Here is an 18,128-nt window from a genome sequence, read left to right as displayed (position 1 = left end):
GCAAGAAGCAAGAGAAAAGACTATATATTAGACTTAAATAGAATAAACAAGAAAGAGCCAAGACTGAAATTCAGTTTGGCTCTTTTTTTTATCTTGAAATAAAAATCTTTACTCTTGCTTCTTGCCTCTTTCTCCTAACCTTCAGCATTCTTTTTCTCCAATTCCAAAAGCCATTGCTTGCGCCATAATCCGCCTCCATATCCTGTTAGCTCTCCATTTGAACCTATAACCCGATGACACGGAATAAGTATCGAAATTCTGTTCGCTCCATTTGCATTAGCTACAGCTCTAATTGCTTCTGGTTTATTAATGGCAATAGACTGCTCTTTATATGTTCTCACGGCTCCATAAGGTATATTTTGCAGTGTTGTCCAAACTTTATTTTGAAAATCAGATCCTGGAGAGAAAATCGGCACTGTAAATTTCTTTCTCTTTCCTTCAAAATATTCTTTTAACTGTTCTTCTAAAATTTCAAAATGGATATTATCTCCCTGAATAATTGAAGCATTCAACCTTTTTGCCAATGACTTAAATTCTGTCTCCAGCATTTTTCTGTCTGTGAATTCAAGCAAACAAACTCCTTCTTTTACTGCACAGACATACATCGTTCCGAGCGGAGTTTCTATTCTTTTGAGATCAATTATATTTTGCACTTTGCTATTTTTAGGAGAAAAGCCAAATATCGATTTAAAAGAATCATTAAAACCGCTCAAAGATTCATAACCCGTGTCAAAAGCTGTTGAAGTAATACTTTCTCCTTCTTTTATTTTTTTGAAAGCGCTATTAATACGAAACATTCTTTGATAAGCTTGAAATGTAATCTTATGATTTTTTAAAAACCATCGTCGCATTTTACTTGGTTCAATTCCGCGTTGGATTAAATCGGCATCTTTGAATTTTAGAGCTGGATTTTCTGAAAGCTCTTTTAAAATCTCTTTTATAAAATCAGGCGTCTCATTATATTTTTCTAATGGAAAGCAAACTTTGCAAGGTCGATATCCTTTTAAAACAGCTTCTTTTGAACTGGTAAAAAATTCTACATTTTCTCTTTTTGGTTTTCTAGCTGTACAAGTCGGTCGGCAAAATATACCGGTTGTTTTAACTGCAGTAAAAAATACTCCTTCAAAAGAAGTGTCTTTATTTACAGCCGCTTGATACATTATATCATCTGTAAGTTCCATAACCAATTATTCAAAAATGGGAGAAAAACTATTTCTTTCCAGTAACTGTAAAGTAACTTTTTCTAATTGTTTATTTAGAAAGGCATTTGCAAAATTCCCCATACTAATACGCTTTACTCCTAATAAAGTTAGCTTTTCAAAATTAGGAAGATTAGGCATACACATTACATTTAGGGGTAGTTTTGTCGTTTCAGCAATTTCCTTTATATCATTTTCATTTGTAATACACGGAAGAAAAATACCATCAACGCCAGCCATTTCATATTGTTTTAATCTGTATTTAGATTCTTCTATTTTGTTCGGCAAATCCAAAAGAAATACATCAGAACGTACATTTATAAACATTTCGATGTTTTTCTTTTTTAAGTTTTCTGCGATTGATTTTAATTTTGCCGCAAAAGATTCCGTTTCTGTTATTTCTCTTTTTGAGTTGATAACAACCGAATCTTCAATATTAATTCCAACTATTCCAATTTCATGCAATCTCAAAATATTTGCAACTATTTCCTCAACAGTATCACCATAACCAGCTTCCAAATCTATACTTAAAGGAATTTTTACAGCCGATTTTATTCTTCGAATCATAAAAAAATAATCCTCAAAAGGCATATTTTCGCCATCTTCATAACCTAAATCAGAAGCAATTGCTGCACTTGAAGTTCCAAGCGCTTTAAATCCTAATTTCTCATATTGCAGGGCACTTTGAACATTCCAAACATTTCCAAGTAAAAGCGGAATTTCATTATAGTGCAGTTTTTTGAATTCTTCAAATCTTGTTGTCATATTTTACTCTTTTAGTTTTGACAAAAGTACTTTTGAACGAAAGCCTTCTGCAACCGAAAAATTGACAACTATTTTTTTTAAATAAAAAATCACGACCATAGAGGATCGTGATTTAATAGTAATTCTTAGAATTTCTTATTTTACCATTATTCCTTCAACAAACAAAATCGGCACTTCTTCCGTTTTGTTTTCGTCAAGCGAATTGGCTTTAAAAATAAACTTCTTATCGTATAAAGTATTTCCGATGAAGAAAGTCACCATAAACTCGTTATTAAGCGCTAAAAGGCTCTTTTCTACTAATTCTATCTTCACAACAGAAACCGAAGGAACCTCAACAAAAGCATGACGCAGAATTGACGTTTTTTTCATCTCTCCATCAATAGTTCCAAATGCTTTTGAAACTACCATTACGCTATCTAAGTTAAAATCACTATCATTCACTAAATAAGCGTACCATACTTTTTCCATAAAATCGTCGCTCCATTCCTGCACTGCGGCTAGAAACACGTTTTCAACTTCTGGAATTATTATATCTTTTTTCATATGAGTCAAAAGTTTTAAAGTCGAAAGTCGAAAGTCAAAAGCCATCACTCTGAGACTTTTGACTTTCGACTTTACAACTTTATGACTTAAATTAAATATTTGCTTTAAACTGCTCTAAGAAACGAACATCATTTTCGTAGAACATACGAATATCGCCAATTTGGTATAAAAGCATTGCAATACGCTCTACTCCCATTCCGAAAGCAAATCCGTTGTATTCATCTGGATTGATATCACAGTTTTTCAAAACGTTTGGATCTACCATTCCGCAACCTCCAATTTCTAACCAACCAGTTCCTTTTGTAATTCTGTAATCAGTTTCCGTTTTTAATCCCCAATAAATATCAATTTCGGCACTTGGCTCTGTAAATGGGAAATATGACGGACGAAGGCGAATTTTAGATTTTCCGAACATTTCTTTTGTGAAATAAAGTAACGTTTGTTTCAAATCGGCAAAAGAAACATCTTTGTCAATGTACAATCCTTCCACTTGATGGAAAATACAGTGTGAACGAGATGAAATCGCTTCGTTACGGAAAACGCGTCCTGGAGAAATTGTACGAATTGGCGGTTTATGATTTTCCATATAACGCACCTGAACAGATGATGTATGCGTACGCAACAACACATCAGGATTGGTCTGAATGAAAAACGTATCCTGCATATCGCGCGCTGGGTGATATTCTGGCAAGTTTAATGCGGTAAAGTTGTGCCAATCATCTTCGATTTCTGGTCCTTCAGAAACGTTAAATCCGATATTAGCAAAAATATCGATGATTTGATTTTTAACGATAGAAATTGGGTGACGAGAACCAATAATTACGGGTTCTGCCGCACGCGTTAAATCTCCAAAAATACCTTTTGATTCTTCTTTACTTTCAAGTTCTTCCTGAATAACTCTTACTTTTTCTTCAGCAACAGCTTTTAAAGTATTTATAACTTGTCCAAAGTCCTTTTTTTGGTCGTTTGGAATATTTTTAAATTCAGTAAAAAGTTCTTTCAGCAAACCTTTACTTCCTAAATATTTAATACGGAATTGTTCTAACGATTCTTTATTCTTCTCATTAAAGGCTTTAGCTTCCTCTATGTGCTGTTTTATCTTATCTATCATTTTCCTTCGATAATTGAGAGTACAAATTTAGTGTTTTTAGTTGAAAGTGCGTGGTCACACTCGCAGTTTTAGGTTTTCTGTAAATTATTTTATCAGATTTAACTTTTCTTCAACCTGTTTGATCTTTACATGCCAATAATCTAAACCTTCCTGATTGGTTACTATTTCCTTTTTGTAGTTAGGAGAAATACTGCTTAATTTATGCCAGTTTTTATTTAAATCCCGTTCTCTTTCTTGCTTATTTGTTGGTTCAATTCTGGTGCGCCAAAAATCCATATTTTCAATATATCTTTTTTTGATCTCTTCAAAATACTCAACTAGCTTTTCTTTTGAATTCGGAATATAACCTGGTCCACTGCAACCGCAGGAGTGAAACGTAATGCCCACAGAAAATAAACTTTTAATATGCTCCCACTTTTTGACATCGTCTTTTTTAGGCGATTCAAAATCTAGTCCCATGTTTGCCATAAATTCACCACATTGCGGACATTTGGCTTCAAAAGCCGATGCTTCTCCTTTTTTTATATCAACCATCAATCTTCTTTTAAAGGTCTTTCGACAATTAAAACAAGCATAATGAGGTTTATAAGATGTCATTGCGTATCTACACATTCTCTTTAGTTTTCAGTATTCAGTCTCAGTCACTGCAAACCGAGACTGTAAACTAAAAATTCTACTCAATAAGTTTTCTTTCTAAAAAATAACTTACTATCGCTTCTTTCATTAAAACCGATTGTTCACCGGCTTTTAACGGTGGCAAATTTTCTTTTACTTTGTAATGAGGCCAGCCTTCATCGTCGAAATATTCGAATTCATAAAATCCATATGGCTCCAGCAATCGACAAATTGCAATGTGCATTAAATTCAGTTTTTCGTCTTTTTTGTATTCGCGGTGCACTTTTCCGTATTCCTGAACTCCGATTAAGTAAATTATGGCATCCAAATCTAGATCTTCGCCTTGCGAAAATTGATTGGAAAGTATATCAACGAGCTTTTCCCAGCGCTCTTTTAATTGTGTATCTCTAGACATTTAATTTTTGTTTTTTGATTGTAGATTTTAGATTGCTGATTTAAAAATCACTTCTGAAGGGGGCAGAATGCAATCTGAACTCTAAATTTGATTTGCAAAGATACAGAGTTCAAACTCAATGTACCTAAAAAAAATAAATACATCGAAAAACAGAACTGCAAAAACCTCTCAACCTTTGTCACTATGAACCTTTGAACCTAAAAAAAGATATATCTTTGCGCCTCATTAAACACCAAACCCAAACATGAGTTTTTTTGATATTATCGTTGGTGCACTTTTGTGTTATAGTTTGTACAAAGGCATTAAAAACGGACTTTTTGTAGAAGTTGCTTCTTTTATTTCTTTGCTGTTAGGAATTTATCTTGCGATTAAATTTTCTTCGTTAATGACAGGATGGATTTCAAAACATGTTTCTTGGAATCCGACCAACATTCAGATTACGGCTTTTATCCTGACTTTTATTTTAGTTGTAATTGGCGTTTATTTCTTAGCGAAAATATTAACTGGAATTGCCGATTTTGCCATGCTAGGCTGGATGAATAAACTTGGAGGCGGATTTTTCAGGATATTAAAAACGATTCTTATTCTAAGTATTTTTATTGCTTTATTTGAGAAAATCAATTTCAATAATACTTTCGCTAAAAAGGAAACTTTAGATAATTATATTTTTTATAATCCAGTAAAGAAAGTTGCTGCTTTTGTTTATCCATCAATTGAGAAATGGTACGAAACGTTTAAAAAAGATCATTCTGAGAAACCAGAAGAAAAAGAACAAACTACAAACAAGGAATAATTCATTTTATCAGGTTGAGCGAAGTCGAAGCCTCTCGTTTACAAATAATAAACCCGATAGGTATTTGAAACCTGTCGGGTTTATTGTTAGAAAGCCTCAGCGAGGCGATATATTTATAGAAATTAAGCCGTCCGAATGTAAAGAGCTTCAGCGAAGCGAAATATTTGAATTGTAAATAATTTATATGTCGCTCCGCTGGAGCTTTATATTGTAACTATCTATTTTATTCTATAAATATTTCGCTTCTCCGAAGCTTACTTGTCGCGTTTAAATAATTTACTTTTTCTCTTTAACCCAAAGCTGCAGAATCTTTTTTTCTCCCTTTTTCAATTCAACTTCTCGCTTATTGTCACCATAAATCAAAGTTGTCTTCCCTCCAATTTTAGAAGAAATTGTTATTTCCTGAACTATTTTATTGTTCCAATTCATTTCAATTTCAAACCCACCTCTAGCGCAAATTCCTTTTACAGAACCTTCTGACCAAGCGTCTGGCAAAGCAGGCAATAATCTAATTTCATTTTCGTCTGATTGCACTAACATTTCGGCAACTGCGGCCGTACCTCCAAAATTTCCATCAATTTGAAATGGCGGATGCGCGTCGAATAAATTCGGATATGTCCCTCCTCCTCTTCTTGGCGTTTCTGTTTTTTTACCGTCTGGATCAACGTAGCGAAGTAATTCTCGAAACATTTTATAAGCACGATTTCCGTCCCAAAGTCTTGCCCAAAGATTGATTCTCCAACCTTTTGACCAACCTGTGGTTTCGTCGCCTTTTATTTCTAATGCCTTTTTTGAGGCTTCAGCTAAATCTGGAGTTTTCAAAGGTGTGATATGATCGCCAGGAAAAAGCCCAAATAAGTGCGATTGATGACGGTGTTTTGGATCATTATCGTCCCAATCAAAATACCATTCCTGCAAGTTTCCTTTTTTGCCAATTTGATAAGGATGCAGTTTTGAAAGTGCTGTTTCTAGTTCTTTTCTAAAACCGGCATTAGTATTTAGCACTTTTGAAGCTTTTATCGTTTTCTCAAAGCATTCGCGAATCATTGCTAAATCGGCAGTTCCTCCGTAGAATGTTGCGCCTACAAAACCATCAGCCAGTTTATATTGATTTTCTGGCGAAGTAGAAGGTGACGTAATCAAGTTTCTATTTTTATCAGTAACCAACCAGCCTAAACAAAATTCGGCCGCGCCTTTCATTAACGGATATCCATCTTTTTTCAAATAGGCTAAATCTTGCGTAAAAGTATAATGTTCCCAAATATGAGTACTCAACCACGCTTGCGCCATTGGCCAGCACGCCCACATTGGATCTTCTTTTCCAAACTGCCCAACTGGATTTGTCATTGCCCAGATATCTGAATTATGAGCCGCCGCCCAACCTTTATCTACTCCGTAAAAAGTTTTGGCCGTGACTTTTCCTGTTACCGAAAGGTTTTTTATAAAACTTAAAAGTGATTGATGCATTTCTGAAAGATTGGTGTTTTCTGCCAACCAATAATTTTCTTCCAGATTGATATTCATCGTATAATTACTGCTCCAAGGCGGATTTACATACGGATTCCAAAGTCCTTGCAAATTGACTGGAACACCTAAAGTTCTTGATGAACTTATTAATAAGTAACGTCCGAAATTGAAATATAGAATTTCTAGGTTTTTATCTTCTTTTCCGTCAGCGTAGCGCAATAAACGTTCGTCGGTTGGCAAATCTGGAGCGGTTGTTTTTCCTAAATCTAAGTTAACGCGATTGAAGAATTTTTGATAATCGGTAATGTGAGATTCTTTTAGTTTATCGAATGCTTTTGCATAAGCATTATTCAGATTTTGCAAAGCAATTGAAACATCATCTAAACCTTCTGACGCTGGATTTTTATCAAAACCATTAAAACTTGTTGCAACAGAAACGAAAATAATCGCCTCTGTTGCGTCTTTTAAAATCAAGGTTTCTCGAGAACTTGTAACAGTTCCGTCTGTTTTTTTGATTTGAACTAAACCTGTAAATCTTGTTCCTCTTTCTTTTAAGCTCAAATATTTTGGAGAAACATTATATCCTGTGTTTTCATGAATTGGCGCAGAACCTTTTAATACCAAAATGTTGTTTCGCACTTCGACATTAGATTGCAAAAGGCTTTTTAGATTAATATCGAAATTTAAAGCTCCTTTTTGATCTGCTGTCAATTTGATAATCATAACTTTATCTGGAGCCGACACAAAATATTCTCGAGTATATTTTATACCCGCCATTTCGTAGCTTACTTTTGAAATAGCGTTCGAAAGATCCAATTCTCTATGATAATTTACTGCTTTGCCTTTCTCAGAATTATTGATTTCTAATGTTCCTAAAGGCGCATACGATTCTGAATTTTTTCCCTGAACTTTTTTATTCAGTTCTTCTGCCAGTTTATAGTTTTCGTTTTTTAATGCTTCACGAATTGCCGGAATATTTTTGTACGCTTCGGGACTCATATTAGCATTTACGGGTTCGCCCGACCAAAGTGTAATGTCGTTCAGATAAATTTTATCCGAATTGGCTCCTCCAAAAACGGTTGCTCCCATTTTTCCGTTTCCTAAAACCAAGCTTTCTTCAAAGAATTCTGCTGGTTGTTTGTACCATAAAACATTTTTGGATTGCGCCAAAATGTTTGTATAGTAAGATGTGAGAAGTAAAATGAGAAATGTTTTTATAATGATTTTTGAATTCATAGGCTTGTTATTTTGAATCATGTTTTTACATCTAGTATTTCTGCAATCTTGTCATTCCGAGGAACGAGGAATCACACTCGTAAATCGACAAAGATAGGTAATTCACTTTGTGGAATTTCTAGTGTGATTCCTCGTTCCTCGGAATGACAAAAACTATTGTATTAATCTTGTATCATCAAACAATTACTTGCTCACTTTATATTCCTCATTTGCCGTAATCATCTCCCAATTATCCGTTCTAAATGGCGATGCAGGGAATTTTTCTTTATTAAAGAGATTAATCTTTGTATCGTCGTCTGCCCAACCGTAATGCACTGCAACTGGATTTTGAACTTGATCGCTTGAAACGATTATTTTGTCATCTTTAATTATCGCTTTCGCGGAATGAAAAACTTTGTCTCCACCTGCAATTTCGAAACCTTTTAATTCATCATTGTTTGGCGTTGATAATCCGCTGCCAATATTATCGAAACTTAAGATAATCTGGTTTCCTTTTACTTCTTGAGATTTATAAGTTGGTCCGCTGTGAACTTGTTTTTTGCCGTAAATGTTATTCATCGCAATTGCTGCCAAACGCAAACCGATGTCTTGTTTGTTGGTTGGATGAATATCTTTTGCATTTCCAATATCGGTGGTAACAGCCATTCCAGTGTTTGGCAATTTTAAAGTTTGAGATTGTGCTTCGCGAAGTTCTGCCCAACGGCTTCCTTTTTGGCTGTTGCCGCCAAATTCGTCAAAAGTGGATAATTGCACAAAATAAAATGGAAAATTGCCTTGTTTAAATTTGGTTCTCCAATCGTTGATCATTAACGGAAATGCTTTTTTGTATTGTTTTGCTCTCCAAACATTCGCCTCTCCTTGATACCATAAAACGCCTTGCATTGCGTAAGGAACCAACGGATTTACCATTGCATTGTACAATAATGACGGATAACTGTTTGGCGAAACTTCGATTCTTACTTTAATAACGTTGAATTTCCAAAGTCCTTCAAGTGGAAAGTTTGAATCTTTAAAATCAATTTTTAAATCTTCTGGATCGCCATAGATTCCGCCGCCGCCGCTGTAATCTGTAATTCTTACGGCGATTACGTTTGTACCTTCTTTTAAAACGTTTGCTGGAATTTTGTAAATTCTTTTGGCATCCCAAAGATTGTTTGTTCCAATTTCTACTCCGTTTACAAAGGTTTTGTCTTCATCATCTACTTTTGCTAAATGTAAAACGGCTTCTTTTTTGGCTTGTTCTGCTGTTAAAACTATTGTTTTTCGCATCCAAACAATTCCGTCTATATTTCCGATTTGTTGGTTTTCCCAAAGTGATGGCACTTTTATTTCTGGCCAGTTGTTATCTTGAAAGTCTAAATTTTTGAATTGCTCTTCGTTTTCCATTGAAACATCAAAACCTTGTACTTTTTTCAGATTATCTAAAACCGATTTTTTATAGGTTTCAAAAATGGCATTGATATCTACCGTTGGTACATTAGCAATCATCGATTTAAACTCGTCGCTTTTTTCGAAAGCTTCACGGCTTGTCCAAGTTTCTACATTGGTTCCGCCCCAAGAAGTATTGATGATTCCAATTGGGATCTTTAATTCTGAATAAAGTTTTCTAGCAAAGTAATATCCAACCGCTGTAAAATTGCCTACATTTTCTTTGTTAGCTTCTTCCCATTTACCTTGTTTTAAATCGTCTTTTGGAGTTCCGCTTAAATCTTGTGCAACGCCAAAATGACGAATCATTGGATAATCGGCACTGCTAATTTCTTTTTCAGCATTCATGGTTTTGAAAACCTGAAATTCCATATTCGATTGTCCGCTGCAAATCCAAACTTCTCCAACCAAAACATTTTTAATAGTAATTTGATTTTTTCCAATTACGATTAATTCAAATGGTCCGCCGGCTTTTTCCGCAGCTAAATTTATCGTCCATTTTCCATTTTTATCAGCCGTAGTTTTCTTAATTTGTTTGTTAAAATAAATTTCTACACTTTCATTTGCATCTGCAAAACCCCAAATCGGAATTTGCTTGTTTCTTTGGAGTACCATTCCGTCAGAGAATATTAAAGGCATTCTCACATTAGCATTAGCTAAAACACTAATTAACAGAAAAATAAATATTACACTCTTTTTCATTTTTTTAATTTAAATATCTTTTAAACCACATAAGTGATATAAGTCATTTTAAGTTTTTACGTATAATTGCGCTTAAGTTTATTTATATCACTTATAGGATTTAAACTAATTTTTTTACTTTAATCCGTCTATTAAAGCGTTTAAAGCTTGTGTATCGAAGACGGTATTATTGCTTCTATCCATGATTCCGAAACCGTTGTTTCCTAGACTTCCTTCATCCCAATAAAAAGGTAATAATCCGTTTGCTTTTGCTGTTTTGACTACCGTTTTTAAATAATACGCTCTTGAATTTAAATGTAAAGTCAAAGCATCTCCAGTTAAAGTTGTTCTTCTAATTGCTCCAAATTCTCCTAAAAGAACTGGAATTCCTTTGTCAACAAACTGTGTTTTCATCAATTTGAAATTCTTTTCTAAATCGGCTTCTTCTCCCCAAGTTGGGTTTCGTTCAGTATCGGTTGCAGAATGAAATCCTGCTCCCCAGTAATAGAACATTTTACCCCAAGTTTCGTCTTTGGTTAAACCAGCAAAATTCCATGGAGAATAGTAGTGCACTTCGACCATCATTCTGCCTGCAACTTTATCTGTTGGCAATGTAGTCATTAATTTGTTTGTTTTTTCGATATCTGTTGTTGGTCCTTGAACTACCAAAACACGAGTTGCATTTTTTCCTCCAGTAGAACGAACAGCATCAATAAAGGTTTGGTGATACGAAGTCAAAACTGCCATTTGAGTTGCATCTTCAACTGCTGGTTCGTTGGCGCTTGCAAAAAGTAAATGTTCGTCAAATCCGCGTAAATGAGTTGCGATTTGTTCCCAGAAAGCTTTTTGTTTTGCATTCGTTTCAACTTTTTTAGCTTCTGTGATATTATTTTCTAGCCATCCGCCGTCCCAATGGATATTTACGACTACATACATATCATTATCTACGCAATATTGTACCACTTCTTTTACTCTATCAAGCCATTCTGTTTTGATTTTGGCCGTTGTAGCATTTTCTAAATTTTGATTCCAAGAACATGGAATACGAATAGCATTAAATCCGTTTGCTTTTACGGCGTCAATCAAAGCTTTTGTCACTTTTGGATTTCCCCAAGCAGTTTCGCTTCCAGTTGCTTCCAAAGTGTTTCCAATATTCCATCCTAATTTAATTTTTGCAGCTAATTCAACAGCAGAACTTCCCATTCCAGAAGCATCTGCCGCAATTGGATTGGTGTTATAACTAGGATATAAACCTGCAACAACTGTAGCTGCAGTTTGCGAAACCGCTATTGTCACCGTTTTTGCCTCACTTGAGCTTAACGTGATTGAAGCTGTTCTGGTAGTCGTTTCTGTATTGGCAGAAGCCGTTATTCTAACAATTACACTTCCTTTATTTCCAGTTGCCTGGCTCACTTTTAGCCAACTTTCAGAACTAGCCAAATTCCAAACTGTGGCTTCTGAATTAATAGTGATATCTGAAGTATTTTCTTTACCGTCAAAATCAATTTTATTGGTACTTGCAGTAAGTGTTTTTATCGTTGTTTCTGGTGTGCTTTCTTTGTCTGAACTGCAGGCTAAAACGCCTAAAAAAGCAAAACATAATACAAAACTCAAGATATAGTCTTTGATTGTTTTTTTCATTTCGTTTGGTTTAAGTTAAGTTAAGTTTTTAAAATCAACGCCAGCTTTTAGTGGGCTGGCGTTAATAGTGTGGTTATTTTATAGCAATAAAAAGTTTTATTTAACTGTTACTTGAATTTCTTTTTTGATATCTCTAGAAGAAGTTCCTACTTTTAAAGTATATTTTCCTGGTTCAACTGTCCATTTTTTAGAAGCAACATCATAATATGCCAATTCTTTTACAGGAACTTTAATCGTTATTTTTTCTGAACTTCCAGCCTTAACAGCAACTTTTTTGAAACCTTTTAATTCTTGTGCTGCACGAGTAATTTTAGAATCAGATTTTGAAGTATATAACTGTACTACTTCTTTTCCTTCTGCTTTTCCTGTGTTTTTAACATCTAAAGAAACTTCTATTACATCATTTTGAGCATACGAATCTTTGTCTGCTTTTACGTTATCTAAAGCAAAAGTGGTGTATGATAATCCGTAACCGAAAGGATATAATGGCGCAACATTTTTAGTATCAAACCAACGGTATCCAATTAAGAGTCCTTCGGCATAATTTACTGTTTTGTCTCCAGGGAAACTGTTTGTCGCATGTGCAGGAGAATCTTTTAGAGCTACTGGCATTGTCCAAGGTAATTTTCCTGACGGATTTACTTTTCCTAAAATCACATCAGCCAAAGCATTTCCGCCTTCAGAACCATTAAACCAACTCCAAACCAAAGCTGAAGTTTTTTGGCTCACTTCATTAATATCAAATGGAGCACCAGCTACCATAACTACAATAGTTTTTGGATTTACCGCCAATACTTGTTTGATTAATTCTGCTTGTCCGAATGGCAAATGTAAATCTCTACGATCTGAAGCTTCTGTTTCATAATCGCGATTTGAACCCGCAAAAATAATCGCCACATCAGAGTTTTTAGCTGCCTCTACTGCTTCTTTAACTTTTGCTGGATCTAGTTCATCAATTGTAACTGGCCCATTAGCCGTGATATTTCCTAAATTTCCTCTGTTCTTTTTATCGTAACGCTCTAAATATCCTTCAGCATAATTAATTTTAACTGATGCAGGAAGCCTATTTTTAAGACCTTCAAGAGGTGTAACTTCTCTTTTCGTTTTCACTCCAGCTCCAAATCCGCCAAGAGCATTTTTCTTTGTCGCATTGTTTCCAATTACTGCGATAGATTTTACTCCGTCTAGTTTTAAAGGCAATGCATTATTTTCGTTTTTCAACAATACAATCGCTTCAGCTGCAATTTTGTACGCATCTTGATAATGTGCTTCGGTTGCGATACTTCCTTTTGCACGCTCTCCTCCACCCATTGCTTTTACTTGGAATAAAACTCTTAAAATACGTTTTACATGCAAATCAATTTCTTTTTCTGAAACTTCTCCAGATTTTACAGCCGCGATTAATTTATCTGCCAAGAAAAATTCATTGAAAGGTTTTGGCGTTCCCATTTCAATATCCAAACCGCTTTTCAAAGATTTTGCTGTAGAATGCACCGCAGCCCAATCTGAAACTACAATACCTTTAAATCCCCATTCATCACGAAGGATTTTATTCAGCATATAATCATTTTCACATAAATATTCTCCTCTGAATTTATTGTATGCTCCCATGATACTGTAAGCTTTTGCTTCTTTTACAGTAGCTTCAAAAGCTGGAAGATAAATTTCGCGAAGTGTACGCTCATCAATTTGCACATCTACAAAATCACGATTGGTTTCCTGATTGTTTGCTGCATAGTGTTTTACACAAGCCATTACATCTTTTTCCTGTAAACCTACAACCAAAGGCACTGCGATTTTTTTATTCAAAAACGGATCTTCTGACATGTATTCGTAAGTTCTTCCTCCTAGCGGTGTTCTTACCATATTAATTGCTGGAGAAAGCAACATATCTTTATCTCTTGCACGTAATTCTTCTCCTAAACTGGTTCCAAAAGTATGAGCCATTTCGGCATTCCAAGTTGCTGCCAAAGCACCGCCAGCTGGATAATACGTTGCAAAATCGTTTGTCCATCCTGCCGGAGCCCAATTGTCTCTAGAAATTTCTTCACGAACTCCCAACGGACCATCGGCCATTTTTAATTCTGGAATTCCTAAACGTTTTACTCCTGTGTTAGCAAACATACTGTTACCGTGGAGCATTCCTATTTTTTCTTCTAATGTCATTTGCGAAATCAGCTTGTCGATTTCAGCATCATGTTCAGTACCTATTTCTTTTCCAACGTATTCTTCAGTCTCCGCCGAATTTGAAGCTACAGTCGGTGTTTCATTTTTACAAGAAGTAAATAATGCAAAAACCAAAGCCGCCGAAAGGTATATCATTTTGTTTTTCATAGATAGTTAGGTGTTTTTTGAATTTAAAGATCCTTGATTCCTCACACGTCATCTTTAAATCAAGTTAATACTGCTTTTATGTTTGTGGTTTTATCTGAAATTATTGTTTAATCAAATTCAGCATTACAACATCATTTTCATTGATTTTGAATTCTTTGCTGAAAGTTCCTTTTGCGTCAATTGTAATTTTTTCTGTTGTAATTGGCACTCCGTTATTTTTCTCTTTTATTGAATTGACTTGCTGACGTGTTAACTGACTTGGTTTATTCATTGCTAGATAATCTGCGTAAGCGTCATTTACTTTGTATCCAACTTTGTAAATTTCCAATACATATTTTCCTTTTTGCATTCCGTCCACTTCAATTTTGACTTTTCCTTTTTCTTTTGATGGAAGATCTTTAATGTAATAGGTTTGATTTAGCTCTTTATCTCCTGGATGCGTATTCGTAAAATCCCACAATAAAACCTGAACGTCTCCTTTTGCATTTTTAGAAGTCCAAGAAGCTTTATCAGAATTTTGAAGTTCTGTTTCTCCTAATTTATTCATTAAATAATAAGAGAAATAAGCCGGTTTTTTAATTCCCTGCGTATTCAATAATCCGAAACCGCCGTGGAAAGGCGTAAATCTTGGCCCTGCTTCTTCAAAAATATCCGTAAAAACCCAATACGACATTGAGTTTGCTGCGTTTCCAACTTGTTTTATTTTCTGTAAAATATACGCTGCCGAATGATAGCTGTCGTGAATTGGATCTGCAGGAGTATAAGAGGTACTCCATTCGGTATAATGCAATTCTAAATTTGGTTTAGCCGAAGTTGCAATTTGTTTTCTTGAATTTAAAATATCACCGCTTACGCTAAATTCATCCTGACTTAAAATAGTTCCTGACGTTCCAAATTCATCCAGATATCCGTGTTTAACACCGTAAGTATGTGTCGAAACAAAATCCATTGGCACATTATTCTTTGCGCAAAAATCAATTGTTTCAGGAACCCACGCTGCTCCCGCCGTTGCTGGGCCGCCAACTCTATAGGCTGCGTTTACACTTTTTATTGCTCTAGCGCTATATTCATATAATTTAAAATAATCTGCTTGCGTTCCTGTCCAAAATCCTGGAGATAAATTTGGTTCATTCCAAACTTCAAAATACCATGTTTTTACTTCTTCTGCTCCGTATCTTTCTGTGAAATGCTGAGTTAAGTTTTTAATTAAATTTTCCCATTTTTTATAATCTTTTGGAGGCGTAACATTTCCTTTCCACCAAAAAATGGTTTCTTTTCCGCTTGCTAAAGCATTTGGCATAAAACCCAATTCCACAAATGGTTTCACTTTTAGACTAATAATATAATCAAACAAAACGTCTACATATTGGTAATTGTATTCTGGATTTCCTTTTTCGTCTTCACGATAAACGGCCATGTCATCGGTCAATAAACCATGAAAGCGGATGTATTTAAAACCGCATTCTTTTTTTACCAATGCCAATTGCTCCTGCCAATCTGCACGAAGACCTTCATTTGCTCTTCCAGCGCCAATGCACTCTTTGAACATGGTGTTTAATTTTCCAGCTTCTTTTTTGAAATCTACTTTTATAATTCTATTTTGAGAATCAGCGTTTGTTGTTTGTGCAAATGATTTAAAGCTTGCCAAACCAACAAAAACAAATAGTATAATTAGACTTTTTTTCATGTTTAAGTTTTATTCTTTTACAATTATTTAGCTGAAATTTTCTTTTTCAGAAGTATATTATCTGAAGAATTTCCTATCTGAATCTCAATTGTATTTTTTTCTAGTTCGAACACTTGTTTTCCAGTATTCCAATATTCTAAATCTTTTGCTTTTACAATCAAATCAACATTTTTGGTTTCTCCAGCTTTAAAGAAAACTCTCTTAAATGCTTTCAATTCTTTTTCTGGTCGTTCTACTTTCGATTCTAATTGTTTTAAGTAAAGCTGAACCACTTCATCGCCATCTTTATTTCCAGTATTTGTAATAGAAACTGTTACTTTTAATTCTTCATTTTTCAAAATAGTTTCAGAACTTGTTTCAATCGAATTGTATTTGAAAGTCGTATAACTTAATCCGTAACCAAAAGCATATAATGGTTTCTTTTTGAAATACATATATGTTCTTCCATTTCGAATGTTATAATCTAATAAATCTGGAAGATCGGTAATATCTTTTACCCAAGTTTGCGTTAAACGTCCTGCAGGATTATAATCTCCAAATAATACATCTGCCAATGCTGTTCCTGTTTCCTGACTATTCTGCGCCATATGCACAATTGCTGGAACATTTTCCTGAGTCCAATTGATTGCATAAGGAAAACTGCTCATTAATACGACCGCCGTTTTCGGATTTGCCTGATAAACTAACTTAATCAAATCTTCTTGTTCTAAAGTTAGAGATTGGCGGTCAACCGCTTCTTTTCCTTCACTTGGAACAGGACAATTTGCCCATCCAGCATTACAAACCGGATGATTTCCAACAACCATAATTACAAAATCTGCTTTTTTTGCGATTGCTGCTGCTTTTCCGTCGATATTATTTTTTGCGACTAAAACTTCAACATTATTTCCCAACTTCTTTTTTATTCCTTCCAAAGGTGTAACAACATAAGGAGGCGTTCCGCTGTACCAATCCAAAAGCACTTCATCTGCTCGAGATCCAATTATAGCAAGTGTTTTTATTTTTTCTTTTTGTAAAGGCAGAAATCCGTTTTCATTTTTCAATAAAACAATAGATTTTTGAGTTGCCTCTAAAGCGATTTTTTTGTGCGCTTCTGTTTTCCAAGGATCAATTGTGTCTTTATCTTTTCCTATTTTCGAATATGGATTTTCTTCTGAAGCATCAAGCATTCCAAGTTTTATCATTACTCGATAATTCCCGCGCAAAACTTCATCAAGATCTTTTTCTTTCAAATATCCATTAGAAAGAGCACCATAAATGCCATCTATAAATTCATCCAAAAATTGGTTAATACCCGCGTTTACAGCTGCGGCAGCTCCTAAATATTTGTCTGCATAATATTTATGATCTGAAAGAAGCAGTTTAAAAGCACCACCATCGGTACAAATAATACCATTTTGTCCCCATTCTTTCTGCGTAATATTTTTAAGCATCGGATGTACCATTGCCGGAATTCCATTTACTTTGTTATACGCCGCCATATAAGCACGCGAGCCTCCTTCAACAACCCCCATTTGAAAAGGAAGTGCGTAATATTCTCTCCAAAGTCTTTCATCAAAATCAGATGATGTATAGGTTCTTCCGTCTTCATTGCTGTTTGCCAAAAAGTGCTTCATCAACGAAACCGTTTGCCAGTATTTGGAGTTATTTCCTTGTAAACCCTTTACAAAAGCAACTGTCATACTTCCGTTAAAAAAGGCATCCTCTCCGTAACTTTCTTCAGTACGTCCCCAGCGCGGATCTCTTGCAATATCTGCATTTGGAGCACGAACTACTAATCCGCCCCGATTGTATTTTTGTAAAGCAAAACGCGTTTCATAACCTTCTACATTTGCCACTTTTTGAAGTAACTCAACATCCCAAGTTTCTCCTAAGCCATACGCTTGAGGGAAAGTGGTTGTTGTTAATGGCTTTTTATTTTTTCCTCCCCATTCGCCTGGTCCGCCTAAAGCTAAACCATGCAATCCTTCTACATGACCTGTACCAATAAGCCCTAATCTTTTTACTGACGGATTTGTGCTTAAAGCCTGAACTTTTTCATCCAGCGTCATCAAAGACAGCAAATTATCAATACGCTTTTCAGTATCTAAATTTGGATTCTGAAAAGGATATTGCTTTTGCTGCGATAACATCAAATTAGCAGATAAAAGAAAAAAGATATAAAGAATACTGTTTTTCATTTTTTAGAACAAGGACTAATTTTTTTATTGTGT

At 34.9% G+C, this 18,128-nt stretch carries 13 protein-coding genes; 1 reads left to right on the top strand and 12 read right to left on the bottom strand.

The window, feature by feature from the left end; genetic code table 11:
* Positions 1-134 precede the first annotated feature (134 nt).
* The 6 genes from JC605_RS23840 to JC605_RS05765 all read right to left on the bottom strand — a co-directional run bounded on the left by JC605_RS23840 (position 135) and on the right by JC605_RS05765 (position 4,648).
* Complete coding sequence (locus tag JC605_RS23840; protein WP_198855282.1) at positions 135-1,181, bottom strand: bifunctional transcriptional activator/DNA repair enzyme AdaA; 1,047 nt, start codon at positions 1,179-1,181, stop codon at positions 135-137.
* Between the two features lie 6 nt (positions 1,182-1,187).
* Positions 1,188-1,964 (bottom strand): isocitrate lyase/phosphoenolpyruvate mutase family protein, encoded by a 777-nt coding sequence (locus JC605_RS05785; protein ID WP_198855281.1) that lies wholly within the window; start codon positions 1,962-1,964, stop codon positions 1,188-1,190.
* Positions 1,965-2,099: 135 nt separating this feature from the next.
* Positions 2,100-2,507, bottom strand: coding sequence for a hypothetical protein (locus tag JC605_RS05780; protein ID WP_111287353.1), 408 nt, complete (start codon positions 2,505-2,507; stop codon positions 2,100-2,102).
* Positions 2,508-2,598: 91 nt separating this feature from the next.
* Positions 2,599-3,618 (bottom strand): phenylalanine--tRNA ligase subunit alpha, encoded by a 1,020-nt coding sequence (locus JC605_RS05775; RefSeq protein ID WP_198855280.1) that lies wholly within the window; start codon positions 3,616-3,618, stop codon positions 2,599-2,601.
* Between the two features lie 84 nt (positions 3,619-3,702).
* Positions 3,703-4,152: a hypothetical protein gene (locus JC605_RS05770; RefSeq protein ID WP_233074032.1), complete on the bottom strand. Its 450-nt coding sequence runs from the start codon at positions 4,150-4,152 to the stop codon at positions 3,703-3,705.
* A 139-nt stretch (positions 4,153-4,291) separates the two neighbouring features.
* Complete coding sequence (locus tag JC605_RS05765) at positions 4,292-4,648, bottom strand: hypothetical protein (RefSeq protein ID WP_111377556.1); 357 nt, start codon at positions 4,646-4,648, stop codon at positions 4,292-4,294.
* Positions 4,649-4,892: 244 nt separating this feature from the next.
* On the opposite strand from JC605_RS05765, the gene JC605_RS05760 reads away from it, so the two are divergent.
* Positions 4,893-5,441: a CvpA family protein gene (locus JC605_RS05760; RefSeq protein WP_198855278.1), complete on the top strand. Its 549-nt coding sequence runs from the start codon at positions 4,893-4,895 to the stop codon at positions 5,439-5,441.
* 276 nt (positions 5,442-5,717) lie between these two features.
* Here JC605_RS05760 and JC605_RS05755 read toward each other — a convergent pair whose 3' ends face one another.
* The 6 genes from JC605_RS05755 to JC605_RS05730 all read right to left on the bottom strand — a co-directional run bounded on the left by JC605_RS05755 (position 5,718) and on the right by JC605_RS05730 (position 18,095).
* A complete protein-coding gene (locus JC605_RS05755) occupies positions 5,718-8,144 on the bottom strand; it encodes a glycoside hydrolase N-terminal domain-containing protein (RefSeq protein ID WP_198855277.1) in 2,427 nt (808 codons plus the stop codon).
* Between the two features lie 183 nt (positions 8,145-8,327).
* Positions 8,328-10,274 carry a sialate O-acetylesterase gene (locus JC605_RS05750; protein ID WP_198855276.1) on the bottom strand — a complete coding sequence of 649 codons (1,947 nt, stop codon included), beginning with the start codon at positions 10,272-10,274 and terminating at the stop codon, positions 8,328-8,330.
* Positions 10,275-10,388: 114 nt separating this feature from the next.
* Positions 10,389-11,894, bottom strand: a complete 1,506-nt coding sequence (locus JC605_RS05745) for a cellulase family glycosylhydrolase (RefSeq protein ID WP_198855275.1) — start codon at positions 11,892-11,894, stop codon at positions 10,389-10,391.
* Between the two features lie 96 nt (positions 11,895-11,990).
* Positions 11,991-14,228 (bottom strand): glycoside hydrolase family 3 C-terminal domain-containing protein, encoded by a 2,238-nt coding sequence (locus JC605_RS05740; RefSeq protein ID WP_198855274.1) that lies wholly within the window; start codon positions 14,226-14,228, stop codon positions 11,991-11,993.
* A 100-nt stretch (positions 14,229-14,328) separates the two neighbouring features.
* The gene (locus JC605_RS05735; RefSeq protein WP_198855273.1) at positions 14,329-15,915 is read right to left on the bottom strand and encodes a glycoside hydrolase; all 1,587 of its coding nucleotides are present in this window, start codon (positions 15,913-15,915) and stop codon (positions 14,329-14,331) included.
* Between the two features lie 23 nt (positions 15,916-15,938).
* On the bottom strand, positions 15,939-18,095 hold the full coding sequence (locus JC605_RS05730) for a glycoside hydrolase family 3 C-terminal domain-containing protein (protein ID WP_198855272.1): 2,157 nt from the start codon (positions 18,093-18,095) through the stop codon (positions 15,939-15,941).
* Positions 18,096-18,128 lie beyond the last annotated feature (33 nt).

The sequence above is a fragment of the Flavobacterium sp. IB48 genome, assembly GCF_016405855.1.
Taxonomy (GTDB): domain Bacteria; phylum Bacteroidota; class Bacteroidia; order Flavobacteriales; family Flavobacteriaceae; genus Flavobacterium; species Flavobacterium ginsengisoli.
The sequence above is the reverse complement of the archived record's forward strand: the minus strand, read 5'-3'. Positions and strand labels throughout refer to the sequence as shown.

Coding starts and splice junctions, on each gene's coding strand:
- JC605_RS23840 (WP_198855282.1), bottom strand. CDS start 1,181: ATGGAACTTACAGATGATATAATGTATCAAGCGGCTGTAAATAAAGAC.
- JC605_RS05785 (WP_198855281.1), bottom strand. CDS start 1,964: ATGACAACAAGATTTGAAGAATTCAAAAAACTGCACTATAATGAAATT.
- JC605_RS05780 (WP_111287353.1), bottom strand. CDS start 2,507: ATGAAAAAAGATATAATAATTCCAGAAGTTGAAAACGTGTTTCTAGCC.
- JC605_RS05775 (WP_198855280.1), bottom strand. CDS start 3,618: ATGATAGATAAGATAAAACAGCACATAGAGGAAGCTAAAGCCTTTAAT.
- JC605_RS05770 (WP_233074032.1), bottom strand. CDS start 4,152: ATGGTTGATATAAAAAAAGGAGAAGCATCGGCTTTTGAAGCCAAATGT.
- JC605_RS05765 (WP_111377556.1), bottom strand. CDS start 4,648: ATGTCTAGAGATACACAATTAAAAGAGCGCTGGGAAAAGCTCGTTGAT.
- JC605_RS05760 (WP_198855278.1), top strand. CDS start 4,893: ATGAGTTTTTTTGATATTATCGTTGGTGCACTTTTGTGTTATAGTTTG.
- JC605_RS05755 (WP_198855277.1), bottom strand. CDS start 8,144: ATGAATTCAAAAATCATTATAAAAACATTTCTCATTTTACTTCTCACA.
- JC605_RS05750 (WP_198855276.1), bottom strand. CDS start 10,274: ATGAAAAAGAGTGTAATATTTATTTTTCTGTTAATTAGTGTTTTAGCT.
- JC605_RS05745 (WP_198855275.1), bottom strand. CDS start 11,894: ATGAAAAAAACAATCAAAGACTATATCTTGAGTTTTGTATTATGTTTT.
- JC605_RS05740 (WP_198855274.1), bottom strand. CDS start 14,228: ATGAAAAACAAAATGATATACCTTTCGGCGGCTTTGGTTTTTGCATTA.
- JC605_RS05735 (WP_198855273.1), bottom strand. CDS start 15,915: ATGAAAAAAAGTCTAATTATACTATTTGTTTTTGTTGGTTTGGCAAGC.
- JC605_RS05730 (WP_198855272.1), bottom strand. CDS start 18,095: ATGAAAAACAGTATTCTTTATATCTTTTTTCTTTTATCTGCTAATTTG.